The sequence below is a fragment of the Bradyrhizobium sp. CCBAU 11386 genome (assembly GCF_028128955.1).
In the GTDB taxonomy this organism is placed as follows: Bacteria; Pseudomonadota; Alphaproteobacteria; order Rhizobiales; family Xanthobacteraceae; genus Bradyrhizobium.
In genome coordinates this window covers 1-25044 of record NZ_LBKA01000034.1, presented here as the reverse complement: position 1 = coordinate 25044, position 25044 = coordinate 1, and the positions used below count along the sequence as shown (strand labels likewise).

20 protein-coding genes and 5 pseudogenes are annotated in these 25044 nt (G+C 58.0%); 11 read left to right on the top strand and 14 right to left on the bottom strand.

Going from position 1 to position 25044, the window contains the following annotated elements; all coding sequences use genetic code 11:
* Window positions 1–743: 743 nt before the first annotated feature.
* On the top strand, window positions 744–2021 hold the full coding sequence (locus XI09_RS07945; RefSeq protein WP_271566369.1) for a M20/M25/M40 family metallo-hydrolase: 1278 nt from the start codon (window positions 744–746) through the stop codon (window positions 2019–2021).
* Window positions 2022–2051: 30 nt separating this feature from the next.
* Entirely contained in the window at window positions 2052–3776 is a 1725-nt protein-coding gene (locus tag XI09_RS07940) for a M4 family metallopeptidase (RefSeq protein ID WP_271566368.1), read from the top strand.
* Between the two features lie 166 nt (window positions 3777–3942).
* Here XI09_RS07940 and XI09_RS46040 read toward each other — a convergent pair.
* Window positions 3943–4204: pseudogene (locus tag XI09_RS46040) on the bottom strand (transposase domain-containing protein); the annotation flags it as partial.
* 221 nt (window positions 4205–4425) lie between these two features.
* Between XI09_RS46040 and XI09_RS46035 the strand changes: the two are divergent.
* Window positions 4426–4710 carry a transposase gene (locus XI09_RS46035; protein WP_442869548.1) on the top strand — a complete coding sequence of 95 codons (285 nt, stop codon included), beginning with the start codon at window positions 4426–4428 and terminating at the stop codon, window positions 4708–4710.
* A gap of 29 nt (window positions 4711–4739) precedes the next feature.
* On the opposite strand, the gene XI09_RS07935 is transcribed toward XI09_RS46035, so the two are convergent.
* The gene (locus XI09_RS07935) at window positions 4740–5408 is read right to left on the bottom strand and encodes a hypothetical protein (protein ID WP_271566367.1); all 669 of its coding nucleotides are present in this window, start codon (window positions 5406–5408) and stop codon (window positions 4740–4742) included.
* Between the two features lie 340 nt (window positions 5409–5748).
* Between XI09_RS07935 and XI09_RS07930 the strand changes: the two genes are divergently transcribed.
* The 6 genes and pseudogenes from XI09_RS07930 to XI09_RS07910 all read left to right on the top strand — a co-directional run.
* The gene (locus tag XI09_RS07930; protein WP_172648948.1) at window positions 5749–6630 is read left to right on the top strand and encodes a tyrosine-type recombinase/integrase; all 882 of its coding nucleotides are present in this window, start codon (window positions 5749–5751) and stop codon (window positions 6628–6630) included.
* 11 nt (window positions 6631–6641) lie between these two features.
* A complete protein-coding gene (locus XI09_RS07925; protein ID WP_271566366.1) occupies window positions 6642–7847 on the top strand; it encodes an IS91 family transposase in 1206 nt (401 codons plus the stop codon).
* Between the two features lie 379 nt (window positions 7848–8226).
* Window positions 8227–8421, top strand: a pseudogene (gene tnpB / locus XI09_RS46030) (IS66 family insertion sequence element accessory protein TnpB); the annotation flags it as partial.
* Between the two features lie 159 nt (window positions 8422–8580).
* Window positions 8581–8849: pseudogene (locus XI09_RS07920) on the top strand (IS21 family transposase); the annotation flags it as partial.
* A 370-nt stretch (window positions 8850–9219) separates the two neighbouring features.
* A pseudogene (locus tag XI09_RS07915) lies at window positions 9220–10727 on the top strand (ISNCY family transposase); the annotation flags it as partial.
* 173 nt (window positions 10728–10900) lie between these two features.
* A pseudogene (locus XI09_RS07910) lies at window positions 10901–11271 on the top strand (NEL-type E3 ubiquitin ligase domain-containing protein); the annotation flags it as partial.
* 286 nt (window positions 11272–11557) lie between these two features.
* Here the strand turns inward: XI09_RS07910 and XI09_RS07905 are convergent.
* The 10 genes from XI09_RS07905 to XI09_RS07860 all read right to left on the bottom strand — a co-directional run bounded on the left by XI09_RS07905 (window position 11558) and on the right by XI09_RS07860 (window position 19829).
* On the bottom strand, window positions 11558–12277 hold the full coding sequence (locus tag XI09_RS07905; RefSeq protein ID WP_161533281.1) for a hypothetical protein: 720 nt from the start codon (window positions 12275–12277) through the stop codon (window positions 11558–11560).
* Window positions 12278–12336: 59 nt separating this feature from the next.
* Window positions 12337–13086, bottom strand: a complete 750-nt coding sequence (locus XI09_RS07900) for a hypothetical protein (RefSeq protein WP_097669301.1) — start codon at window positions 13084–13086, stop codon at window positions 12337–12339.
* Between the two features lie 630 nt (window positions 13087–13716).
* Window positions 13717–13944, bottom strand: coding sequence for a hypothetical protein (locus tag XI09_RS07895; protein WP_246740486.1), 228 nt, complete (start codon window positions 13942–13944; stop codon window positions 13717–13719).
* A gap of 584 nt (window positions 13945–14528) precedes the next feature.
* Window positions 14529–15044, bottom strand: a complete 516-nt coding sequence (locus XI09_RS07890; RefSeq protein WP_271566365.1) for a tetratricopeptide repeat protein — start codon at window positions 15042–15044, stop codon at window positions 14529–14531.
* 106 nt (window positions 15045–15150) lie between these two features.
* A complete protein-coding gene (gene sctV / locus XI09_RS07885) occupies window positions 15151–17268 on the bottom strand; it encodes a type III secretion system export apparatus subunit SctV (protein ID WP_097669897.1) in 2118 nt (705 codons plus the stop codon).
* Window positions 17269–17277: 9 nt separating this feature from the next.
* Window positions 17278–17706: a tetratricopeptide repeat protein gene (locus tag XI09_RS07880; protein WP_097669896.1), complete on the bottom strand. Its 429-nt coding sequence runs from the start codon at window positions 17704–17706 to the stop codon at window positions 17278–17280.
* 3 nt (window positions 17707–17709) lie between these two features.
* Complete coding sequence (locus tag XI09_RS07875; protein WP_097669895.1) at window positions 17710–18243, bottom strand: hypothetical protein; 534 nt, start codon at window positions 18241–18243, stop codon at window positions 17710–17712.
* 33 nt (window positions 18244–18276) lie between these two features.
* Window positions 18277–19170 carry a SctD/MshK family protein gene (locus XI09_RS07870; RefSeq protein ID WP_097669894.1) on the bottom strand — a complete coding sequence of 298 codons (894 nt, stop codon included), beginning with the start codon at window positions 19168–19170 and terminating at the stop codon, window positions 18277–18279.
* Between the two features lie 117 nt (window positions 19171–19287).
* Complete coding sequence (locus XI09_RS07865) at window positions 19288–19479, bottom strand: hypothetical protein (RefSeq protein WP_161533283.1); 192 nt, start codon at window positions 19477–19479, stop codon at window positions 19288–19290.
* Between the two features lie 44 nt (window positions 19480–19523).
* Window positions 19524–19829 (bottom strand): hypothetical protein, encoded by a 306-nt coding sequence (locus tag XI09_RS07860; protein WP_097669892.1) that lies wholly within the window; start codon window positions 19827–19829, stop codon window positions 19524–19526.
* Window positions 19830–20592: 763 nt separating this feature from the next.
* On the opposite strand from XI09_RS07860, the gene XI09_RS07855 reads away from it, so the two are divergent.
* The gene (locus XI09_RS07855; protein WP_271566364.1) at window positions 20593–22086 is read left to right on the top strand and encodes a DUF1521 domain-containing protein; all 1494 of its coding nucleotides are present in this window, start codon (window positions 20593–20595) and stop codon (window positions 22084–22086) included.
* 699 nt (window positions 22087–22785) lie between these two features.
* Here XI09_RS07855 and XI09_RS07850 read toward each other — a convergent pair.
* Window positions 22786–23493, bottom strand: coding sequence for a hypothetical protein (locus tag XI09_RS07850; protein ID WP_271554269.1), 708 nt, complete (start codon window positions 23491–23493; stop codon window positions 22786–22788).
* A 302-nt stretch (window positions 23494–23795) separates the two neighbouring features.
* Here XI09_RS07850 and XI09_RS07845 point away from each other — a divergent pair, with 302 nt between their 5' ends.
* Entirely contained in the window at window positions 23796–24734 is a 939-nt protein-coding gene (locus tag XI09_RS07845; protein ID WP_245570259.1) for a class I SAM-dependent methyltransferase, read from the top strand.
* Window positions 24735–24738: 4 nt separating this feature from the next.
* Here the strand turns inward: XI09_RS07845 and XI09_RS07840 are convergent.
* Window positions 24739–25044: hypothetical protein (locus XI09_RS07840; protein ID WP_271566363.1), on the bottom strand; the 306-nt coding region annotated here is incomplete at its 5' end.

The window sequence follows — 25044 nt, the reverse complement described above, 5'->3', positions numbered from 1 at the left end:
AGGTCTCGAGTGGATCCCCCTGCCACAAGCGGAATATGCCGCAGTGAGAATATGATCCGCGTCGCTACGGCAACGCTGGCAGCCGTCCGAGTTCGACTAGGTTTTTGATTAGGCCTGCTCTCATGCGAGCGGTCCTGTTTCAATTAGTAGCAGCAATTCGGGCGGCTGAGCAGGACAAGGCCTCTCACAACTGCCCGCCCGGCCATTACAAAGCGCTCGCCGGCGTTCAGTTGCTGCTGGCGCAACCCGCCGTGAGCGCGGCTCGTTCTGAACGATCCAACACGAGCACAAAGCTGGCTACTTGCGGGACCTTGAGAATGGCGCCAAGGCTAGCTTGGTTCTCCATTTCAACAGAACTTGATGGCGCGGATCCCCATGGCCGGGCTGCCGGTCCTGCAACTCGGTGCGCTCAGCGGCACCGATTGCACAGTATCTGAATAGTCGCAATTTCGTCGCTAACGCTGCAACGAATGTCGGTCACTAGCCGTGCCGATTGTCAGGTTAGCCCAATATCGAGCTTCGACGCACCCAGATGCTACGAAGCACGCGTAATGTTGGAATTTCGATTTGGCACGCCGCTTGCTCTGTTCGCACGACCACAGCAATTCTCGCAAAGGACATCAACCTCAAGCGGACCGGCCGCGAGTCATCGCTGGACGACTGGTTGTCCGGCAGCCGCCGCAAACCGTGCGTAGCGCGGTTGCGTCATCGGCATGCTCATGCGTCGGCGAAAAGGAGTAGGCATGAAAAGAATGAGTTGCTCGAAGACAATTCTAACTGCTTTAGCCATGTTGCTGGTGGGCAGTCCCCGTACTTATGCACAATCCTCAAGGCTTTGGGTTGTCACTGGCGACAATGCGGCAGCTGCCGCGCAGCGGTCTCTTGCGAGCCGCCAATCAGTTGCTGACGATCTCGTTGCTCCCACGTTTCAAGTGATCAACGGCATGTCCGTTGCTGACATCGCTGAGAAAGACTTAGACAGGTTTTCTAATTGGATGCGCAGCGCATGCCCACGCTGCGGCGGCTTCACTGTTCACGCGTCGCGCGAGGCAGCCCTCAAGGAGGTGGACAACCCAGCTTACAAGCCCGGATTTCGCTACTTAGCTTCCCTTCCGGAGACGCTTGATCAGCAGAGTATCGTGAGCCGAGCCCTTGATCGGGTTAAGGGCGATAAGATCCTCAGCACGATCACAATGCTCCAAGGTTTCGGGACGCGACACTTCGAAACGTCCAAAGGGCAAGAAGCGGCTGAGTTTGTTCGTAGAGAATGGGAGAGCATGGGACAGGAGCGTCCAGACTTCACAGTCGCGCTATTTTCGCACGGCTGGGTTCAGAACTCGGTTATCGGAACAATCCGAGGCGCGTCCCTGCCGGATGAAATAGTGGTGATTGGCGCGCATATCGACTCAATTAATAAGAATAAAGAGAACCCCAAAGAGAACGCGCCTGGTGCTGACGACGACGCATCCGGAGTCGCGGTCGTCACAGAGGCGCTTCGTGTGCTGATGGAAACGGGATTCAAACCGCAGCGGACCATTAAGTTTATGGCCTACTCGGCAGAAGAGGTAGGGCTCCGAGGTTCCGCAGAAATCGCGGACAGATACAGCAAAGAAGGGCAAAAGGTAATTGCGGCCTTGCAGCTTGACATGACCGGCTTCAATGCCGACCGGTCCCCCCGGGACATCTACCTGGTGAACGATGATTACACCAGCCCCGAACTAAATGGTTTTCTCACTAAGCTCCTAAAGGAATACAACCATTCTGGTGCTCATGCGATCACGCACGGTGAAACTAAGGGCTGCTACGCATGCTCTGATCATGCCTCGTGGACGAGAAATGGCATCCGCGCAGCCTGGCCTTTCGAGGCTCCGCTCGAAGGTATCAATCCATACATTCACACTTCGGAGGACGTGGTCTCCAAGTTGGATGCAACAAAAGCCGCGCGCTTCGCCAAGCTTGCAATTGAGTTTGTGATCGAAACAGCAAAAGGCGTCGATGGTCGTGAGAGCTATCGCAACTGATGAAGGGGGAGATGACAATGAATATGCAGGTTGAGCCAGATCGCAGCAATTACGTTCGCTACTTTCAGCGCAGCGAAGCGATTAATCGAGCTTGAGGACAGTGTCATGCGTCATAACCGTATCCACGCACTGGCGTGCTTTGTATTGAGTGCCTCGCTAGGGTCAGCTACCGCCGCCGAGATTCGTGAGGTGAACAAGGTTGTACCTCAAACCGGTCCCCTAGGTGAAATAGCTCAAGGAAGATCACCTGAGGCCTCCGTTGCCGGATTACTCGAACTCGATACTTCTTCGTCGCTTAAGGCGCTGCCTAACCGTTCCGGCGCCACCCTCCGCCTTGAGCAGCAGCACAACGGAATTCCCGTGTGGGGCCCGCAGATCGTTGCCGAGAGATCTGCTGATGGCACGAGAATTGTTGCCTTAAGCGGAACTGCCGCCTACGATCTAGGTCCGGCCCTGACCGCCAAGATCACCAAACAGCAGGCGCTTCAAAAAGCTAAGGAGATTGTGCTCTCCTCTGCTCCTACGCTTCGCGGGAGCAGCTACAAAAATGAAGAGGCCGATCTCGTGTATCTCGTTCAAAAGAATGGCGAGGTCCGGCTTGTGTACCGCACGTCGTTCTTTACAACTGTCCGGGACGGAACAGCAGCTCCACGCCCGACACGTCCTGTGTTGTTTATCGACGCTATCACAGGCGAAACGGTGAGTTCCTATGAAAACCTACAACACGCCCAAAAAGGAACGGGGCCTGGCGGAAATGCCAAGACTGGCCAATACACCTATGGAAGCGAAACCGTTCCGCCCTTCGAAGTGAACGAGCAGGGCAGCATCTGTCAAATGGATAGCCCAGATGTTTTCACCGAGCACATGAACTTCTCTGACGAAGGTACGAACGAGCCTTTTGCGTTTAGGTGTTACAACAACGCAGGGGATGATATCAATGGCGCGTTCTCACCGCTCAATGATGCCCAATTTTTCGGGAAGGTTGTTGTGGACATGTATAGGGACTGGTACGGCGTCAGTCCTTTGAAGCAGAAACTGCATTTGCGCGTACACTACTCCAAGAATAAGGACGGCGCATTTTGGAGTGGCAGCTCAGTGACGCTTGGCGATGGGAAAACGATGTTCTATCCTCTCGTGAGCTTGGATGTTGTTGCCCATGAAGTGTCGCATGGTTTCACAGAGCAGAATTCGAACCTCGAATATCAGTACCAGTCAGGTGGAATGAATGAGTCGTTTTCCGACATGGCAGGAGAGGCTGCCGAGTCCTATTACTTCCAGAAGTATGGCGATACATTCGGAAGATCGGGGCCTGACTTGACCGTGGGGGCGGATGTTACCCAAAAAGCTGGCACGTCCTTGCGATATATGTGCGACCCGCCACAGGATGGCGTGTCTATAGACCACGTCTCCAAATACTACGATGGACTGGAGGTTCACTATTCTAGTGGAATTTATAACAAGGTGTTTTGTATCCTATCGAAACGCTCTGGTTGGGATATCAGGAAGGCATTCCACACGTTTGTTGTCGCGAATCAAGACTACTGGACGTTGAACGCCACGTTTCAAAATGGTGCCGAAGGGGTGCTCCGCGCAGCGGATAAGCTGAAGTATCAAACCAAAGATATCGTCTTTGCATTTGATCAAGTAGGGATTAGTTGCGCGATGGCTGCATCCCAGGCCGCCGGGAAGTTGCTTGAAGACAAACCACATTGGGCCTGTGTCTCTGGCCGGGCCGCTGCCGGCTCGGTAAACTGATGGCGTATGGCTTCCCAGGCCCGGACCAGATCTCGTTCGGGCCCGAGGGATCTCCAGCGCATTGATTGGGGAAGAATCAGCGCCATGCAGCAAAAACTCCAGCGCTCCTTTCGGGTGCCGCGTGGAGTTGTCGTAGAGAGTGCGCGCTTCCAGGATGAGAAGCCTGTCATGACGGTTCGGGCGTCCGGAAATGTCGGCCTATGTCCATCGTGCGGGGTACGTCGTCCGCGCTTATGCGGCGTGAGCGACGTTCTGAGGTCGACAATTCCCAGGACATGCGCTTGGCGCGATGATCCGGCAGGCGGGCCAGCACGTCGGCGAGCCTAGCCTGTGGATAGATCTCGTGGAGCTTGGCCGTGCGATCAAGGTATAGATCGCAGCCGCATGCCCTCATCGGAGCCGGCGAAGGTTCAATTTCTTGGGCCCACGGAGGCGGCCTGTAGCTCGGGGTGGGCGCTCCGGGCAGGCCGGGCAGGACCGCCTTGTGCGGTTTGAAGGAGGATGAAGACATAGGCGCATGACTGACGACTGACCAGATGCCTATTTCGAAGGTTTCCCGACTTGAAGTCGTCTCGACAGGCGCTCGACGCCGTTGGACATTGGAAGAAAAGCAGCGGATCGTCAGCAGAGCTATGGCGGGCGACGTCTGGTGTCGGTTACGGCACGACGTAACGGGCTGTCGACAAGTCAATTGTTCACGTGGCGCCGGTTGGCGCGCGAAGGCAAGTTGAGCGGGGATGCCGCGCCGGTGCTTTTTCCGGTTGAGATCACGCCTGCGGCGGCTCCGATCTCGAGTGGCGCGCCACAACCGGGGTCTTCACCGCCTGCGCAATGTGCAAGGGCCGGCATTATCGAGATCGAGCTTGGCGGCGGCGCGAGCGCGTTGACCGGGGCGTGGACACGGAGGCGCTGCAGCGGGCTCTTGAGCTTCTGAGACGGCGATGATCCCGATCCCGAGCGGCGTCAGGGTCTGGATCGCCCGGGCACACCGACATGCGCGGGTACGACGCGGGCCAGATCCTGCTCGTGGTGGCCAGCCCAATGCAGAAAGCGGAGAAACGTTCGAATGTAAGAGGTCGCCGCCGTGCGAGTGGCGGAGGTCGCCGAGAGCGACAGCCGATACTCGACGGCGGCAAGGACATGCTCCGCCGTCACCGTCTCGAGGTCTTGGCCGGGGTGGCGATGGCGGAGCCAATCCAGAAAGCGCCGCGCGCCCAAGAGAATGCCATCGCGGGACCTTGGCTCAAGGCCTCGTACCCTGCTTAGATAGTCCGAAAAGAAGCTCAAAAGCGGAGCGTCCGGATCATCGACTACACTGGGCGCCGAAGCAATGAATCGTTCGGGCGCCACTCGCCGCGCGTGTTGAAGCGCGGACACTGCCGCAATCCGCGGAGAGTCCGTGGTGAACGAGTGTAGATAGCAATCGACGATAGCTTCGCCGATCGGCCCCGAACCGCAGTGTGCTGCAGCAAAATGGCTGAACCGCGCAATCCGGCTCAGATAGAGCTTAGCGGATGTTTGCTTGTAACCGAGCGAGAAAAAGTGCCCCGCGATGCGATCCATCTCGGCGCCGAGCGCTCCGTTACGAAGGCGCTTGAGCACCCCGCGATACGAAAAATAGAACTCGAGCATTGTGCCCCTCTGGCGTTGCGGCGCAGGGGGATCCCGCGTCCGCGCAAGAGGCACGAAAATATTATGTGACGGAGGAATCCAGGCCTGGCCGGCCCTGGCTGGCGTTAGGGCGTCTCCGCCACATAATCGCGTCCGACACATAAGAACGGTTGGACGAACCAGCTCCGCGGGAGGGTATCCGCGTTGAGTGCGGCGTATCCCCCTTGAAGCCAGCCCGTGTCTCTGACTGACCGGGCACCACCCGCACAGCGACGTAATCCACCCGATTTCATCAGCGCTTGCCCCTGACAAGATGGTGTTGCTGCCCGCGCGCAGCGTCCCTCTTGTCAAGGAGTTCGCTATGACCTCGCTTCGGTTACGCATGATGGAAGATATGCAGGTCCGCAACCTGTCGCGACACACGCAGGATTCGTATTTGCTGCAGGTTTCGCAGTTCGCTCGGCATTTCGCTAAATCGCCGGCTTTGCTCGGCCCGGAGGATATCCACGCCTACCAGGTCTATTTGACGAACGAGAAGAAGCTGGCGCCGCGCTCGGTGCAAGTGACCGTCGCAGCGCTTCGATTTCTCTACCGCGTCACGCTCGGCCTCGATTGGGATTTCGACCGGATCATTCCGTGCCCAAAGGCGCCAAAGACACTGGCCGTCATTCTCAGCCCCGAGGAGGTGCTGCACTTCCTTGGCTGCATCGAGAGCTTCAAACACCAGGCGATCCTGACGACATGCTATGCCGCCGGCCTACGTATTTCCGAGGCGACCCGGCTGAAGCCTGAGGCTATCGATCGCCAGCGCATGGTGCTGCGCGTCGAGCAGGGCAAGGGACAGAAAGACCGCTACGTCATGCTGTCGGCCAGGTTGCTGGAGGTGCTGACGGACTATTGGCGCGCCGTGCGACCAACCGGAACATGGATGTTTCCCGGTGCCGTTGCTGGAGAACCGATATCGACAAGCGCCGTGGATGCCACCTGCCGCCAGGCACATCGGATGTCGAAACTCTCCAAGCCGGTAACACCTCATTCCCTGCGGCACGCATTTGCGGTGCACCTGCTCGAAGCTGGAACCGATCTCCGCACCATCCAGCTCCTGCTCGGCCATCGCAGCCTGTCAACGACCGCTCAATATCTGCGGATCGCCACCAACAAGGTTTGCGCAGCGACGAGCCCGCTTGAACTGCTGCCGCGTCCGATCCCCAAGGCTTCCTCGCCACCACCCGAACATTTCTGACGGCCAGTCTCATGGGCCGCTCAGGTCCGGAGGTCGCGGATATATTCCGTCGCTACGGTGCTGCCTGGCGAGAGCAGCACTGGGCCTCGCTATCGACCGAACGACGCGCAGCTATGACTGCCGTCGAGCGCTGCCGAACTTCAGCGCTCGGAGGCCATGTCGAACAGTGCGACCGCTGCGGTGAACGACGGATCGCTTACAACAGCTGCCGTTCCCGCAGTTGCCCCAAGTGCCAGTGGCTCGCCCGAGCGGAATGGATCGAGGCTCGGCGGGAGGAGCTTCTCGATACGCAGTATTTCCACGTCGTCTTCACCGTTCCCGACGAGATCGCCGCGATTGCCTTCCAGAATGCCAGCACGGTCTACAAGATCCTGTTCCACGCGGCCGCCGAGACGTTGCGCACCATCGCTGCCGATCGGCGACACCTCGGCGCGGAGATCGGGTTTTTCGCGGTGCTTCACACCTGGGGGCAGAATCTTAGCCATCATCCCCACCTCCACTGCGTCGTGCCCGGCGGCGGGCTTTCGCCGGACGGGAGCCGCTGGATCGCGTGCCGTCCCGGCTTCTTCCTACCAGTCGCCGTGCTCTCCCGACTCTTCCGGCGATTATTTCTCGAAGGCCTGCAAAGGGCATTCGAGGCCGGTGAGTTGCGATTCTTTTCATCATTGGAACGGCTGCGCGATCTCGTCGCATTCCGGCGCTATCTGGATCCCGCCCGCCAGGTCAACTGGGTGGTATATGCCAAGCCACCCTTCGCGGGCGCTGAGCAGGTTCTGGAATATGTCGGACGCTACACACACCGGGTGGCAATCGCCAACAACCGGATCGTCGATATCGAGGATGGCAAGGTACGCTTCCGGTGGAAGGACTATCGCAACGAGAACCGACAAAAGGTGATGACGCTCGACGCTGGGGAGTTCATCCGGCGTTTCCTCGTCCATGTCTTGCCCGAGGGATTTCAGCGCATCCGCTATTACGGTTTCATGGGCAACCGCTACCGCAAGCAAAAGCTCGCCCGCTGCCGCGAACTCCTCGGAATGCAGCACTCCGATACTCCGGTGAATCCGAAGGAAGGGCACGATTATCGCGACAAGGTCGAGGAGCTGACCGGGGTTTCCCTGCGGGAATGTCCCTTTTGCCGTCAAGGGCAGATGGTGTGCATCGAGGTGCTCGCGCCGGTTGCGTCACAAGACCCACCGTTTCTGGACACTTCATGACGGTCGGGATTTTTCAATCATTGATCATCGTTCGTTCTATCTGCCAAGGTAGACAGCAGGCATCCTATTGTCACGCCTCCGGCATCGAGCGCTCCAGGCGCGGGCGTCGCCGGTCTTTTCGACCGGGAGACCATATCTTGATTAGAATGTTTCACCATCCAGACCGCATCCAGCATGTCCCCGAAGCCTCAGCGACGGCACTGTACGTGGGGATGCGGCATCCAATTTCCATAGCGGCACCGGCGCGCTAGGCGGCTTCGTCCAACACGTTTTTAGATTACCGGCGCACTCACACCGACGCACTTTGAAGCTTCGGTGCCGGGCCGCCAATCTAAAAACGCTCTCTATTATGTTGCGCGCAACATAACCGTATGCTGGCGATCTCTACATCTTCCGGGGTCGCCGCGGCGACCTGGTCAAGATCCTCTGGCATGTCGGGCTGGGCATGTCGCTCTACGCCAAGCGCCTGGATCGCGGCAAGTTCATATGGCCTTCGGCGTCGGACGGGGCGGTATCGATCTCAGCAGCTCAGATGGCCTATATGCTGGGATCGACTGGCGGAATCCGCAACTGAGCTGGCGACCGCGGAGCGCGGGCTGATCCAGGAAAATCTGCGCCTGCCGGCATTTTAGGGAGTCCCAACGCCTCCAATCTGTGATTCACATGCGTCGCATGGATGCCGACCGCGACGCTGTTCCGGATGACAGTGCCGCGCTGAAGAAGGCGCTGGCAGTCGAGGGTACGTGACACGCTGAAGCGGTTTATGCGCGCGGGTCTGGCATGGCACCCGTCCCGGAAGCGATAAGCGACGCCGGGCTGGAGCAACTGCTGTACGGGGTGCCTGGCGTGAAGCCGGGTCGCCGCAAGGTGGCCGAGCCTGACTGGTCCGTTGTTGCCCGCGAGCTCAAGCGCAAGCATGTGACCTTACAGGTGCTGCGGGAAGAGTACATTGCGGACCATCCGGACGGGTACCGATACAGCCGTTTCTGTGACTTGTTCCGCAACGGCCATGCCGGTAAGGCCGGCGATGCCTTCACGAGCCTCGCCGGCGGGTAAGTAAGTGGAGTGTGGGGTGTGTCAGCATTTTCTTCCCTTATAGTGGGAATAGTCCGAGCCTCTGATGTTGGTGTGTATGATCGGCTCGCGCTTGGGGGACGCAGGCGTTGCAACGCGATCGAGCCCCTTCTCGAGGATCGATTTGGCACTTGGGTAGTTGCGAGCCTGGATCTCAATCGCACGCAGCGCGGCCGCCTCGAGTGGGCGGCGGCGATCAAGGTGAGACCTCGCATTGCCTCGCCCTAATTGTTACCGGATGCTGAGCCGTTGCCTCACGTAAATTGCTCCCTTGGATCGGGAACGAGCGGGGGCGAAGATGGGATGGCTAAGCATGGCAACGCGGAAGGAACTGACGGCAGCAGCAGGCGCGCGCTATCGGCGTTCGGATCGCGCGAAGAAGGCGCGGATATTGGACGAGTTCGTCGACATCACCGGATACCATCGCAAGCATGCGATGCGACTACTTCGAGGTCAGGAAGACGCACGCCCAGACCGACGGGACGTCGAGTCTATAATGAGGCAGAACACGACGCGCTCGTGCTCCTTTGGGAGGCGTCAGACCGGATCTGCGGGAAGCGGCTGAAGGCGTTAATGCCTGCGCTGATTGAGGCGATGGAACGGCACGGCCACCTCGACCTTGCCCCCGAGATCCGCGCCAAACTTTTGGCGATGAGCGCTGCGACGATCGACCGCGCCTTGGTGCGGATCCGAAAGAATTAGGTCGCAAGCGCCGGCGGCATGCGACGCACTCGTTGCGTCGCAGTGTTCCAATACGGACGTCGGCAGATTGCAATGATCCGGCGCCGGGATTCGTCGAGGCCGACCTTGTAGCGCATAGCGGTCCATCTGCGCGCGGCAGCTTCATCCAGACCCTCGTGCTCACCGACATTGCTACCGGCTGGACGGAGTGCGCTCCTCTGATCGTGCGCGAACAGACGCTGTTGAGCACCGTGCTGACGGAATTGCGCAAGCAATTGCCTTTTGCGCTGCTCGGCCTCGATACTGACAATGATACCGTGTTCATGAACGAGACGCTGAAAGCCTACTGCGAGGCGGCCAACATCGTCTTCACGCGTTGCCGGCCCTACCGAAAGAATGACCAAGCGTTCGTCGAGCAGAAGAACGGCGCCGTCGTGCGCAGGATGGTCGGCTATCGTCGGTTCGAGGGCCTGGAAGCGGCCAAGCTGCTGGCTGAACGCTATCGATCGGCGCGGCTGCTCGTGAACTTCTTCCAGCCCTCGTTCAAATTGATAGCCAAGCAGCGCGACGGGGCGCGTGTGCGCAAGACATACAGCGCGCCGGCAACACCACACCAGCGCTTGGCCGCCGACGCGCGCACGCCCGACGTGGTTCGCGCCCATCTCCAAAAAAATCTATGCCACTCTCGACCCGGTCGCGTTGGTGCGCGATATCCGCGGCGCGCAGGAACGCCTCGCGGCGCTTGCGGATACCCAGCCAATCGTCAATCCTGCTGCGGCATCGCAATCGATTGATCTCTTTCTGGCAAGTCTACGAACCGCCTGGAAGGACGGAGCTATGCGACCGACGGATCGGCCAATCGTGAAAGCGAAGAGAGGCCGGCGCCGTCCCGACCCGCTCATCAGGGCAACGCCGGACTTGCGAAAATGGTTTGAAATCGAACCCTGGCGGACTGGCAGCGAACTGCTCTCCCGGTTGCAGGTGGAATATCCTGGAGCCTATCCGAACAAGCTTCTTCGAACGCTTCAACGTCGACTTAAATCTTGGCGCAGCGAGCAAGCGAACGCGTTACTGTTCGTTCCTACGGAGGAAACGCTTCCGGGGTATGAGGTCACAACACCCCAATGCTGTGCCAGGTGCCAGCGGAGGAGGCCGGGCGCTCCGAAACCCCGGCCATCTCCGCACCCGGCCTCCTCCTCAACCCAAGCCGGGAGCAAAATAAATGAGGCAGCCGATCTCACTCGGGAGCATCGATATGTGAGGCAATACGTCTTCCCACCCAGATCGTCGCGCTATAGCTGCGGCACATCGCTCCCGACATGCGCGTCACGAACGTCTCTCACGTGACCGAGGACGATGTGGCCAGGGCCGAGGCATCGGTGCGGAACCAGGAAGCGGCGGAATTTCCGGACTATTTGGCAGCGCGCTGGCAACCATGGGAAAGCGTGGTGTCGCACCCGAAGACAATGCTGAAATGCAGGAGCGGCTCGTCGACGCGATGGGCGTACAGTTTCAAACCCGCTTGGACGGGCGACTGGCCGAGCATGGTCTGACAGGCGATGCCGATGCCGAGTGGGTGCTCGGCGCCCAGATACGCAACGAGATCGCCCGCGAGATCAAAAGCGCGGTCATGCACCAGGTGCTCGGGAAACTCGGCCTTGAGCTATGAGCGCCCTCGGACTGAAGGGCCCGACGATCCGCTTAGCCGGTCACAAGGTCAAGACAGTCATCGATCCTTTCGAGGACGGGCGTGTCTGCATGAAGCCATTCGGCGAATGAGCTGCCGTCAACTGCCGGTCGCGCGGTCCGTGCGGACGATCACGGTAAAGATGCGCGATCAAAGCGAAGATTCGTATACCGCAATTCATGCGTTCGCGTCCCGCGGCGGCCATTGAAGTCATTGGTCAACGACACATTCATAGGCCGGACGAATAGATGGCGAGCAGACCGAAATCTCAAGTGGCTCTTGTGAAACGTAGGCTATCGATATCCGTCCCCCGCGATCGATAGGACCCTCGCAGCATCATACTCGAATCCAGATCGCGAAACATGCTGTAATTCCGTCGGATCCATTGATGCAGCTCGGTAGACCAGTCCTTCTCGTTGCGCAGATATCCAGTGAAGGAAAAGCTAAGCCGGTCTATATATCTCTTGAGGAACAGCGAAAGTGCGGGAATCCGAAGCACCCGCTCGCCATCCATCGCTTCAGGTAATCCGCCGCGTAGCACGAATTCATTGTGGACGGTGACCAGCGACGCCGGCGGAATTCGCCGCCGCAGCATTTCATAACCGCGAAAGGAGATACGGTCAGCGCTCGCGACGAAGAGGATGATAGGAACGACATAGCAGCGCGCCGTCTCCTTCATGAAGCCGATCTCCTCGCACATCTTGAAGAATTCGTCGAAGGCGTGAAAGCCGAGATCGATTACCTTGGGTACCCGATCGTGGATGATAAGAGGATCCATCAGCTGCATCTTGCCGTAAGTGTCGATCACATCCGCGGTCTCCGTGATGTTGGGGAGGTAGTCGAGCAATGACGGCTCTTTCAAGTTGACATCAAAGGACAGCGCTGTGCCGTTTTTCAGCAGCAAGAACTCGCTCATGGCCCGAGCGATGAGGGTTTTACCGACCTGCGGGCTAGGAGAGCAGATGATGTAGATGGGGGTCGCTAACATAGCCAGCAGATCAATTTCGTTCCGTACGTGGGCCCGATCTGAGCCCACCGAATGTGCGACTACTTCTCGCCGGCCCGGGTGCCAGACTTGGCGCCGGCCAATTCCGTCAAGTTGATGCGATCAAATTCGCTCCAGACATTTGCCAGCCAGTGCCGGACATAGCCGCGCAGCACGAAGGAGTTGTTCGCGGGCTCATCGTTCCTACCCTTGTTTGCGACGAAGTCTATGAATGGGACGGATGCGACTTCCACCTGCTCATAAGCCATCTCGTTAAGCTTCGGTATGACCAACTCAGTCGCATGTTTGATGCGGTGAAAATAGGAATTATAGGTCGCTTGATCCCACTGGAAGAATTGAGTGTCGTTGATGAAGTTCTTGACCAGGTAGTACTTTGCGCCGCTCATGAAGGTCGCGGTTTCCGCGATCTCGTCTAGCGAAGCGATGGATGATCCCAGGATATGGAACACGGCAAATGTGATCTGGCCAGACCGTGCCGAGTCCAGAAATCCGATGTCGCGCAAGGAAGCCAACGCAGAGGACAGTAAGCCTGCGCGAGCATCGATGACAGTGACGGACAGCCCTGAGTTCAGGGTATCGAAGATTTTCATCTGGTCCGCCGTCGTCGTCATGTCGACGATCTGGGTGATCTCGGGATAAAATCGCTTCAGCGTTCCCCGCGGCGACTCCGTGTCGAATGCGCGTGTTTGCACGTTGTTTACGCTGAAGTAGTCCAGTAGCGTTCGTGATACGGTCGTCTTGCCGACTCCTCCCTTGTCCGCACCTACCACAATTACAACTGGTTTCACCATGAAAATATCTCCTGAGACACTCGCTGTTGCCGCGCGCAAAGTGCGCAATCGGCGCGTCTCTGCTTTGGGTGTGAACATGGCAGAAAGAAGGGGCAATGAACCTTCGATGCGAGAGCTCTGCAACCGACGAACGTTTTCAACATTAAGCGAGTGACGTCGTGTGACGATGCGGGCCCGAGAATGGGTAGTAATCACTTGTACCGGTGATCTACGTGAGGTTTGTGGACAGCTGGAATGCGCGCCGCCAAGAACCAACTGCCTGCCTGTGGTGATCGTTGCATTGCCATAGGTTATCTATCGACGCCGTCGCTGCCGCTTCTAATTTACATGAAGCGACCGAATCTTACGTAGCGTCAGATTGCGAGCTCGATGAAAGCGCAAATCGAGGCGGTCTCGAGCGGCCACATGGTAACTGCCCAACGAGCGAATATCTCCGCGAGCTAAGGCGGGTGGCTAGACGCACTCTGCGCGCAAGAGCGAGGCGCTTGCTAAGCGCCTGGGCTGCTAGAAAGTTAATTGGGGGGCGCCTTCGGGGCGGCGTCTAGCTGCTCGGCGCCTGGCGGGAGTGTGGTCCTTTGTTCTTCCATTTGTCCTTGTGCTTGGTGGGATCAAGCACCATCATCGAGTCACTTACCTCAAGAAAGCCCAACGCTGCTGCGCGGGCTTTCGCTTCCGGATTGGAAGAGTGGGAGAGAACGAGCGGTTCGTGCCGTCGATCCGGAGCTGATGTTCAAGCAAGATATCGCCCGCGTTATCGACAAGCGGATGAGTAACCCGGAAAGCTATTGTTGAGGTGATTTCATCTCGCCCAGGAAATTTTTCGCGCCAATCATTGTTGCCCTCGAACAGCTCACTCATGCGACTTCCGGGTTCCGTTCTCAGGAGCCCGACGCTCTTGTTCCCAAGCTGATAGCTGAAATATCGCGCTTTCTCCGAAATTGACTTCATGCCGAAGCGAAACGCAACGTCCGCTGTGCGTTGAGCCTTTCGGGACACCCAGCTAGAGTATCGCTGCGGATTAGCAGCAATATCCTCTATGTCTCCTCCATAAAACTCTGCCAGCTTGTGCTCGAATGAAGATCTAGAGATCTCAACCGGTGGCTCGTCAACCAGCGCGTATGGCGGGACTGCCGTCGAAGATGGATCAGAGGAGAAACTCGATGGCGCCGAATTCAGGGTAGAGAATATATCCGCAAACCTTTGGCTATCCGCGTAGGCGTACGGGTCGCGCTCATTCTCACTTCATCGGGCTCGGAAGCACGTTGGGTATTGGATAAATTGTTGGTACGCTGAAACATGACACTTCCTATTTGTATCGACGACATGAGGGTCGCGGGGGCTGCCGCCGATTGAGATTCCGCGCTCATAGTAAGCCTAGCTGTCGGCAAGATGACAGCTAGGCCTCAAAACTTCGCCATTCCGATCCGCTCTTGTTCGCTGCGCTATCTCGAACGAGCCAATGCGTGCCGGCCGTCCGCCTGCGGTGCTGGGTCGGCGTCGTCGACCTCCCTCTTGCCTTCAAGGGCGAGGGACAGTTTGAAATTGTTGCGCAGCATCGGGTTTGCGGGTTCCGCTGCGAGAGCTTGGCGGTATAGTTCTTGGGCCTCCTGATGTCGGCCCTCGTGATCGAGAACAACTGCTTTGGCATTCAATGCGCGCAGGTCGCCAGGGGCTGCCAATAAGACGCCGTCGAGCAACTCTAGCGCATCATTCGGACAGTTGCGTGCCAGCAGGGCTCGCGCAAGAGGAATCGCCGCATCGATGTTGTTCGGCTGTTGCTTCAATGTATCGCGCAGAGCCCCTTCATCAGGATCCCGGCTGAGGGTGTACGAAATGCGCTGGCGCACGGCAGGGTCAATCTCTTTGCTGCCTGCGAGGTCTGATGTGGACGTCTGCTGCGGTGAAACACCCGATCTATCCGAGATAGCGCAACCCGCGAGCAGCACAACGGCGAGCATTGCGAGCAGAGCTGGCCACGCCCCCGGAAGAATGGAGCACAAGCGCCTCCGGCCCCTGATCTCATTTGAATTCATAGGCTTTCTCATGACGAGCTGCTGTAAACTGTTAACCCGCAGCGGGAAGGAGCCCGCCACGTTCCGGGGAAGGGACCCTGTCCTTGGAAGCTGGAAGCTTAATGGATCCAATCGGTTGAACCGTGAAATCCGCGGCGAGATCTTGATAGGATAGGACGGGCAGGTCGATCCCGTTGCGCGTGAGAAAGCCACGCACGAAACGCCGGATGTCCATCGATCCAAGAATGACAGGCTGACTCTTACTTTGTGCGATGGTCGAATGGATGTGACGGAACTGTGCAAGCAGCTTCTCGCTCTGCCATTCATCCAAAACGAGGTATGGGCCGACAGCAGTTTCGCGCACCGCGCCGCGCACAATTTCCTCGCTCTCGCGCTCAATGATAAAGGCGGCCACAACACGATGAGCATTAGCATAGCGAAAGCAGATCTGCCGCTTCAGAGTAGCACGAACATATTCAGTGAGCAGGACGGCGTTTTGCTCGCGTTCGCTCCACTCTGCCAGCGCCTCCAGGAGCAAGCGGGTGTTGCGGATGGGGATGCCCTCATCGAGCAGCCGGCGCAGGACCTCGGCGATCCGAGGGACGGTGGCCGTACGCAGCACCTCCTTCACCAAGTCGGGGTATTCCTGTTCCATCCGGGCGAGCAATTGGCGGGTCTCCTGGATGCCGACCAGGCGCTGTGCATAGCGTGTCAATGTCGAATGGAGACGTAAGGCAAGAATCTCGCTCGGTCGGTGATATCCGATGCCGGCTGCTTTGAGAGCGGCTGCATGCCGTTCTTCGATCCAGACCCGATTTGTCTCCGGGTCTTGCCGAAAGGGGAGGCCGCTCAATTCGATGTTTGCCAAATCGTCATTGAGCACCAGTTGGGTCGGATCGATCACATCGCGTTCAACTGGCACACTGTCGACATCCACCCTGAATTGCGACGTGGACAAGTTCTGCCCAATCTGGGCCGGTATGCGCGGAACGGTGATGCCAAGATCCGCCGATACCAGTGTTGAAACACGCGCAATGCACTGTTCCAGCTCGTCTTTGTCAATCGAATGCGTCAGGTTCGGTGCAAGAAATAAAGCAATCGGAAGTGCTTCCGCATGCACGGCTTGCTTCTGAGGCGGCGCAGGGGCCGGCGCCGAAGCGACGCCGTCAGCGCCTGTCTTAACGGCAGCCTTGTCAGCTTTCGCGCCGACCTTGATATAGCTTGCCGCAGCAAAAAGAACAGCCAGGGTGACGAACGGCGGCAAAGGGAAGCCTGGAACGAGCCCCATGAATACCATAACGCAGGCGGCTAATCTAAGCGCTTGCGTGCTCGCGGTGAGTTGGTGAACGATATCGGCGCCGAGTTTGAGCTTGGAAGGCCCGTTCACACGCGTGACGATGGTTGCGGCCGTAATTGACAGCAGCAACGCCGGAATCTGTGAAATAAGTGCATCACCAATCGTGAGGAGGGTGTATTGATGCAGCGCTTCATCGAGCGACATACCCTTGGAAAGCAGACCGATGCTGATTCCGCCGAGCATATTGATGCAAATGACGATCAGTCCGGCGATCGCGTCGCCCTTCACGAACTTCATGGCGCCATCCATGGCGCCATGAAGTTGGCTCTCTTGTTCCAGCGCGGCGCGCCGGCGACGTGCTTCGTGTTGATCGATATGGCTGTTGCGCAATTCGGCGTCGATCGCCATCTGCTTGCCCGGCAGCGCGTCGAGTGTGAAGCGGGCCGACACCTCTGCGACACGCTCGGCGCCCTTGGCAAGAACCATGAATTGAACCATGGTCACGATCAGGAATATGACAATTCCGACAGCGATATTCCCCGATATGACAAAATCGCCGAAGGTGTGGATGATGCTGCCGGCATCGCCCTCAGCAAGAATCAGTCGCGTTGTTGCAATAGTCAGCGCCAGACGAAATACCGTCGAGATCAGGATGACGCCCGGCAAGGACGAAAAATCGAGCGGCGTGCTGAGATAGAGGGCAACCATCAGCAGCAATATAGCAAAGCCGAGATTGAAGCCGATCAGCATGTCGATCACAATGATTGGGATCGGCATGATCATCATGCCGATCGCCAGAAGCAGCATCAAGGCGACCATGAAATCCGGGTGGGCCGGCGCGCGCACGACGAAGTTACGCAAGACGTTGGCCATGAAAGATCCCTATTGCTGTTTAATGAAGGCTGTGCTCGCGCGCAGTGACACATAGCGCTGGAAAACATCACGAGCCTCGGTCATGCGGCCGGCGTGTCGCAATGCGTGACTACGCAAGAGCGTCATAGGCACGCGTGAAGAGGGGTGCACATCGAGCGCGTCCAGCCGATCCAGCACATCAAGCGCTTCATCGCCAAGGCCCTCTGCGATAAGAGTGTAGGCCAGGATGCGGAGCAGATCGACGTCGTGGGAATGCTCGCGAGCTGCGATTCTCAGCAGAGCCAGACTCTGTGCACTCTGCCCGCACGCGAGGTGGACATAGGAGAGGGCGCAGAGCAGGTCGCGCTCCGGCCCGGAGATCGACAAGATATCGCCCGATTTGGAAGCTTCCGGTGCCAACGTGGCGGGGACATGCTGCAATACATTAGGCTCGGCCATCGCTTAGCCCTTGATTATGCTGTTTTGATTCTGCCGGAGCAGAAGCAGCCGGCGCAGCTCCTGCTGCAGGATTGCCAGACACTCACAAGCCGTCTTGTCGTCTGGCGTAGCCTCCAATGTCTGGGTTAGGCGCTCCAGAAGAACACCATGCTTGTCCGCGCGCAGCACGTCCGGATGACGTAGACGTGGAATGACGAAGGAGAGTAGGCCGTGTGAGAGATTGGACCCATAAAGCGAAGCCAGTACTACGCGTGGGTCGATCTCATTTGCGCCGGCACCCATCTCGAACAGAGCGACGCCCGAGACGGCGTTGATGGAGTTGACCTCGAGAGCGGCTTCGCTCGCGCCTTCAATTGGCAGATTCTGCGCGGGCGCGTCTCGCCACGACGCCCGTTTCGTGCCCCCATCTGCATGAGCAACTCCGACTTCCATATCGGCTTGCGAGGAGGACGAGCCGATAGCCGGTGCGTTCTGGCCCGCGTCCAATCCCTGCAATGGGGTGCCGGGCCCTACAGCGTGCTGGGGCAGCCTAGCCATCGACTTCTCCTTCTTTCTTGCAGGGTAGACACTCTAATATGGCAAAGCAGCAAATCGGCCGTTGCGGCTGAGCAGCACTCGCCCATCCTCAATTCGGTCGACGGTCCATCCATTGCTTAATAGCGCACCCACGAAATACTTTTGGCCGCCGATAAGCAGATAAGGCTCGGTTCCACGCCAAACGGCTTGGACAGCGATCGAAGACGGCGTCTTCTCCTCCTTGACCGTGACTGCATTCACAAGGGTAGGAGTGCCGTTGGTTTGATGATCGAACCATTGCTGGATTTGTTTCCATTTTGTGATGAGGCTAGGCGTAACAGTGCCTTCCGCAGTGACAACGCCGGAGCCAGCCCCGATCTTGACATCAAGAAGGCCCGCTCGCTCGACCTCCTGCCGTAGCAATTCGGCGATTGCATCAGCGTCGCTCGCTTCATAATGATTGATGGTTGGTTTGGCGGCAACCTCGGCTGCCGGCAATGAATCAGTACTCAGCACCCCCGCGCTGTCGGTAGGACCGAAGATAGTTGAGACGGTGCCAATCGCGACAGAGCTGAGCAAGAGGAGACTGAGTGCCACGATCAAGCCACGTGAGCGATTGCTGGGACTAGCTTGCGGGAGATCCTGCGCCGACCAGCGGATTGACATCGCGCCAGCATGAACGATCGCAGGAAGAGGTACACTGACGCGCTCCCCTGAGGTGATACTTTCGTGGCCGTCTACGCTGATACCAGCACCAAGCGCCTCCACTTCGATCGAATCCCGCTGTGGGATGATGCGAAGGTGATGCGGTTCGAGCCCTTGTTCAACGAAGATCATATCGGCATCGAGGCCGCTGCCGACAATACTGTGCCCGGCCGCCGCCTTGCCCTTAAGCCCGGTATAGAGTCCCGATAGCACCTCGAAGTCGAGGGAAATCGATTCGGTCACGGATAATCTCCTGAATAACGAGAGAAGCCGTACGGCAGTGCCGTACGGCTGATTCAGAGTTCGTCATTCACAACGCGGCCATGATAAGCGACGCGATGAGCCACCCGTCTTGCAGAATTACTGAACGCGCTCGTCGGCGATCTTCTTCTCGGACGAGAGCTCGGTCGTGATTCTGCGCATTGCCACGGCCTGCTCCTGAACCTTATGGCTAACACGCTCGAACTCAGCCATCTGATTCTGGAAGCCAGCATCCCCGGTCGCCTGGGCGCCAGTCGCGCCACCGTTACCGCCAACACTATTAACTGCCATGTCGATTCACCTTTCTTCGTCGTATGTTGCTAGTTTGTGCTCTGTTACGTCGCGCGGGCGGGCGAAACGATGGCAGGAATGGAAAGAAACATGGGCTCGCCCCCGAGCGTGCTAAGGCTAAGGTTCAGCTCCGGGTTCTTGCCGAGAGTCGGCCTGGTGTGTACGCTGCTTTCCTCGCCGGCGTCTTTGGTCTCGGCGGCCTTAGCGGGGCCACTCTTCTCGGGCTCCAGGTTAAGGACAACCTTATCAAAGACCTTGTCGACTGTCCCGCCCAAGGCAGAACCAATCGCCGCTCCGGCGGGGCCGCCAAGCCATCCGCCCGCAGCGCTTCCGATCATTTCTCCGATCATCAGTTTCTCCTATGCTGTCTTGTTACGCTCAATAGACGACTCCTCGCCTAGAGTTCAGCGTGCTCATGCTAGGGGCGCTACCTTTCCAGAAGCTGACGAGTCACACGTCCGAAGGGACTGTTGCGGCGGCCCAGCGCTTGCTCGACTTATCGGTTCGCTCAGGCTTGTCTAGCCGCGCGTATGGCTCGGCGCGTCGGAAAAAATAGCGTTACCGTGCTTGCCTGCGTTCATGCGAATTGTTCGTTCTTGCGGAACGAGCGGCGGCGTTTCGGTTGCGTGGAGCGACGCGACCGGCCGGATAAGGCGATCGAGTTGGAGTGACTGGTTGAGTCATCCAGTCCCCAGCTTTGGCCGTTGGCGGATGCCGAAGGGGCGCAGGTTTGGCGAGCCCCTGATGCTGTGGAAGCTGACCGTCTAGTGGCCCGCACGCATACAGATCGCATCTGAAGTCTATGGATTGCTGTACCCCGATCGGTGTCATCGCAGCAAGTGCGACGTCGATAGTTTATTATCGTCAGCTTTTCGACAGGTATTGCGGGTAGCGTTTCTGACGTTGAATGCGCGTGCGATATGCTCGTGCCATAACTGCGGAGTATGAGGACGGAGTGGCCTCTTCAGGGACGCAGGTGCTAGTGACGACAGGCATATATGCGCTTGGGTGGGCTAATGGTGTGCTCATGCAGGTCTGAAGGGCGTGTTCGGTTGACTAGCGCGTAAGGCTTGAAGGTTTACAGCTTTCTTCAATGCAACAGGAGTGAACTAAATGCCGTATCTTCCCGTGGCCGGTCTTCCCGTGGTCGGCGCGCTCGATTCGACGATGAACGGAGTGGTGCCGGAAGGCGCGGTTGTCGCTCCTGCTTTCAACGCCTTGTTGGGGCAGTATGCCCCGGTGAGCTATCAGTACCTACCGGTAGCTTCGCCAGCCCTGGTCGGTTCGGTCGTTACAAGTGTTGTTCCCGTCGCCGTGGCTCCAGCCGTCGTTACTACCCAGGCGTACATGATGGCGCCGCCCCCTCCCACCATGCTGGTGGGTCAGCCGAATCAGAGCTCTGAGCCTCCTGTGGATCCGGTGTGGACGCATGAGGTCAAGGATGGCAAGGCCACGATCAATCTCGGCGACAAGTATGCGATTACGGCGGACGAGAAGGATGGCACCTGGACAGTTCGCAACAACCAGACCGGCCATGTCACGAAGATCCATGGCGACCCCCACGTCGACGCCGACGGAGACGGCAAGGACGACTTCGATTTTAAGAAAGATATGACGTTCCAGCTCGACGATGGCACGAAAATTACGGTCAATAACGTCGACTACGGCAATGGTGAGGCCATCTCCTCAAAGCTTACCATTACAAACGGCCACAACGCGATGGTTGTGGAGGGGCTCGGCGACGCTAAGGATGGCAAAAACAACCTGAGGGTGACGCAGTCCAATGCTGGAATGACCCTTGATGAGTTGACAGCCGATGGTGCTCAGACAATCTATGAGAGCGGCCAGGGTTGGGTCGATGGCGCCGGACGCGCGGTAAATCAGGCGAGTATCAATGCGGGTGAACGGGGGCGCGGACCGGGCAACTACCAGTATGCAAGTCCGCCGTCAGGCTGTGCGAGCCCCGTCTTCTTCGTTCCGCCTCCGCCGCCGCCCCTCGCGATGGTGCCGGTTGCGGTCGCTCCGACTCCTGGGCAGTCGCCTCAGCCGGCGCCAGTTTGGTCGCATGAGGTGAAGGACGGCAAGGCGACGATTAACCTTGGTGATAAGTATACGATCACGGCCGATGAGAAAGACGGCACCTGGACCGTTCGCAACAATCAGACCGGCCATGTCACGAAGATCCACGGCGATCCTCACGTCGATGCGAATGGCGACGGCAAGGATGACTTCGACTTCAAGAAAGGCATGAGCTTCGAGCTCGATGACGGCACAAAGATTACCGTAGACACGGTCGATTTTGGTAAAGGCAAAACCATTTCCTCAAAGCTGACCATCACCAACGGCGACAATGCGATGGTTGTCGAGGGACTCGGTGATGATAAGGATGGAAAGAACAATCTGAAGGTGACCCAATCCAATGCCGGCCGAACCCTTGATCAGCTGACATCTGATGGAGCTCAGACAATCCACGAGCAAAATCAGGGATGGGTTGACAACTCCGGACGCAGGGTGACGCAGTCGGTCATCGACCACAATGAGAACCCGGACGCGCCGCCGGATTTCAAGACCATGATGCGGGAAATGATGTTGCGGCGGGTTGCGTGAGGCCGAGTCCATCAATTGGACAAATTGTGAAGCGGGCGGCGCTAGCGCCCGCTTCTCATGTTCGGCAAGCGACGATGAGAATAGCAGGTGCTGCCGCCTATGAATCCAGAATCGCTGCTCGCGTCCGACGATCGCGCAGTCAAAGCTTTGGCCCCAACCGGGCCAACAGCAGCCCGTGACGGCAGGACAAAGTACTGGCAACATCTTCCAATGCTGTGGCGAAGGCGCACGAGTTGCATACGCAGGAGAGCCCTCACGCTCTGAGCGCCAACGATGCTGGCCCTCAGGAAAAGTCCTTGAGATCTCTCTAGCAGACAGGTTCGCGGTCAGCCGCGGATCTGAACAAGGACAGCCTGGCGAGCGCAATCGATCCTCGAATGAGGGAAATGTTGCACGGCTTGCGTGCTATCGTTCATTACCCCTTGCTGAGAGCGCTCGTATCGTCATTCTTGGGCGGGATAGCAAGGAGCTTGCCGGTGGAGCTTCGGCCTTGCTGTGCAGGTCTGCCGCTGCGGAAGACCAAAAGTCGCAGCAGCGTTTGCCGAGAGAGCCGGGTGCACACCGATTTGTGGACCCGCTCGGCAAGCCATTTGGAGCATCGCTGAAGGCGCGTCTGGCTTGCTGCAGGTACCAAGTCCCACTTGCTTCGTCCAATCGGGCTCGTTTTAAACAGCGGGCCCGATGTATCCCCATCCCGCCTCACCCCTCATCCAGCTCGCTCATGGCATCATCCATATCCGACTGGGAGTCGCTTATGACTTGCGTGGCGACGGAAACGAGCGCCTTCTCGAAAGCTTGCTGCAACAATGCCGCAGGCGAGCGGTTGCCGCCGTTCGCCGCGGTGTCGGGGTCTGCGCCAGCCTCTGGCCTTGTCGCTGCGATATCGGCGGCGCCTGCGTCCATGTCGTAACACTCACATAGCGGCGTCGCCGCGAGATGACCTGCTCTCTGATAGCAGGGGCAGCTTGCGAGAAGCTGACGAAGATCGCGTCTCTGATAAATTCTGCGATCACTGATGTTGAGTTGATTTGCCTCGTGGAATGTCGATGTGCAAAGGACTGTGCTGGCACGACACGAAAGGTGGATCGGCTGGGCATCTGTCAGCGAAAAGACCGTCCGGGGGCAAGCCCTTGGTGAGCGAATATTAAATTCCGGCTCGGCGAAATTCTGTTGCATCATAAAAGTCGCCACGTTCAACCGCCGCGATGCGGTCCAGCAGGCAATCGAAGGACAGATCTCCCAAGCCAACTGTCCATGGCAAGATGCAGCAGATGTGACGAAATCGACCTCGCGCTTGCCGTTCTTGTTCGCGGTTCTGAATGTCAAGCACCTAGATTGCGAAGACGCGGCGCGGCTGATCTTGATTCTTTCTAACCCTGCAGAACGATTTTTCCGGCGCGTGCGCAAGCGTATCACGTTGATGGGGCTACGAAAGCCTGCGCGCTTAGCCCGTAATTATCGCAGTCGCTGCCGTTCGAAGTTCAATAGGTCTTCGAGCTCCCACAAAAGTGCCGCGACTCTGAGGATCGCTTTTGGCGCCAATTTGTCTTCTCGTACGCTGCAATAAGGAGGCCCGCCCTCTGTCTCACGATGCGAGCCAAAAAAAGACGCGATGGGGTTGCACCTCGCCAAACTTCTGGGATAGGTCGTCAAGTACTTGGAAGTAGCAGCCGGCGACCGGGTTGCAAAATGAGATGGGAGACATTTGGGTGCGAACAGAGTTTTCGTGTATCAATCGGTCTAAAGCGATCTTTGATGACATTTATGCTTTGGATGATCCAAGGGCATACTTCTCTGTCCTGGGCGACTTGGATTATATGATCCCGGACGTGGCTGAGCCGGTCGTGCGACAAATTCTGGCAGCGAAAGCTTCCGCAACCGGTCTTAAGCCTGTCGTTCTTGATATTGGATGTTCATACGGCATCAACGCAGCAGTGCATCGCTTTCCACTGACCTTCGGGGGCCTGCGTCACCGCTACGCTCGGCGCGAAATGAGGGCAATCAGTTCTGAGACACTGGTGCGCCTCGATCGCAATTTTTATGCGGCTTGGCCCGATGTCGGGTTGGCGCGGTTTATCGGCTTGGACGTGTCGGCGCCGGCGATTAGCTATGCAACAAACGTTGGCCTCCTGGACCAGGGCATTGTCGCTGACCTTGAAAAAGACGCGCTATCGACAGACAGCGCGCAAATTCTCCGCTCTGCGGATGTTATCATGTCGACGGGTTGCATCGGCTATATTACCGAGAAGACGTTCAGAAAAATTCTCGATGCGACCGAGAGATGTCCATGGATCATCTCCTTCGTGCTACGAATGTTTCCATTTGAGTCTTTGGCCTCGACCTTCGCGAACCGTGGCCTTGTGACGGAACGTCTTTACGGCGCGACATTTATCCAGCGCCGCTTTCGCGATGCTGAAGAGTTTGAAGGTTGTTTGGCCAGCTTGGCGGCTCTTGGCGTTGATGCGACCGGCCTTGAATCAGAAGGGCTGTTTCACGCCGATCTGATCTTGTCTCGCCCTGAGGCCGATGCGCGCGCCACTCCTCTGGAAAACATTGTCACGGTCGCCAGCGGCAGGGGGCGGCCGATCGGCCCCCGTTACGTTCATGTTGAAGGCACCGAGGGCTTGCAGGTCGCGCTAGAGCCATGACAGGTCAGAAGCCGCTACGCTGCGCGCCAGCCCCGTTCTGGGCTGGATCAGGAGGTCGAGAACGAAGCCATTCTGGCCAACAGAGCGCCGCAGCCGATGATATTTCGGAGGGATGGACCTCTGGCTCGACCATGCGCAAGCCGAAGTAAAAACCAGGAATATAGCCCACGCGGGACCGATCACTTTCGAGCGGGAGGCTATAGCGCGAGCGATAAACGTGCTGGTGTTCTAGGTGTTTAGTCCCGGCATTTGCTGGAGCGGATTGAGCTTGAATCGTTCTGGCTGGGATGTCCAGCATTTGCAGATGTAT

Excerpts from the sequence above, each read along its gene's own strand:
- XI09_RS07935 (WP_271566367.1), bottom strand. The coding sequence starts at position 5,408 with ATGCTCGAGTTCTATTTTTCGTATCGCGGGGTGCTCAAGCGCCTTCGT.
- XI09_RS07905 (WP_161533281.1), bottom strand. The coding sequence starts at position 12,277 with ATGTTAGCGACCCCCATCTACATCATCTGCTCTCCTAGCCCGCAGGTC.
- XI09_RS07865 (WP_161533283.1), bottom strand. The coding sequence starts at position 19,479 with ATGGCAGTTAATAGTGTTGGCGGTAACGGTGGCGCGACTGGCGCCCAG.
- XI09_RS07930 (WP_172648948.1), top strand. The coding sequence starts at position 5,749 with ATGACCTCGCTTCGGTTACGCATGATGGAAGATATGCAGGTCCGCAAC.
- XI09_RS07860 (WP_097669892.1), bottom strand. The coding sequence starts at position 19,829 with ATGATCGGAGAAATGATCGGAAGCGCTGCGGGCGGATGGCTTGGCGGC.
- sctV (WP_097669897.1), bottom strand. The coding sequence starts at position 17,268 with ATGGCCAACGTCTTGCGTAACTTCGTCGTGCGCGCGCCGGCCCACCCG.
- XI09_RS07875 (WP_097669895.1), bottom strand. The coding sequence starts at position 18,243 with ATGGCTAGGCTGCCCCAGCACGCTGTAGGGCCCGGCACCCCATTGCAG.
- XI09_RS07945 (WP_271566369.1), top strand. The coding sequence starts at position 744 with ATGAAAAGAATGAGTTGCTCGAAGACAATTCTAACTGCTTTAGCCATG.
- XI09_RS07880 (WP_097669896.1), bottom strand. The coding sequence starts at position 17,706 with ATGGCCGAGCCTAATGTATTGCAGCATGTCCCCGCCACGTTGGCACCG.
- XI09_RS07855 (WP_271566364.1), top strand. The coding sequence starts at position 20,593 with ATGCCGTATCTTCCCGTGGCCGGTCTTCCCGTGGTCGGCGCGCTCGAT.
- XI09_RS07900 (WP_097669301.1), bottom strand. The coding sequence starts at position 13,086 with ATGGTGAAACCAGTTGTAATTGTGGTAGGTGCGGACAAGGGAGGAGTC.
- XI09_RS07890 (WP_271566365.1), bottom strand. The coding sequence starts at position 15,044 with ATGCTCGCCGTTGTGCTGCTCGCGGGTTGCGCTATCTCGGATAGATCG.
- XI09_RS07925 (WP_271566366.1), top strand. The coding sequence starts at position 6,642 with ATGGGCCGCTCAGGTCCGGAGGTCGCGGATATATTCCGTCGCTACGGT.
- XI09_RS07895 (WP_246740486.1), bottom strand. The coding sequence starts at position 13,944 with ATGAGTGAGCTGTTCGAGGGCAACAATGATTGGCGCGAAAAATTTCCT.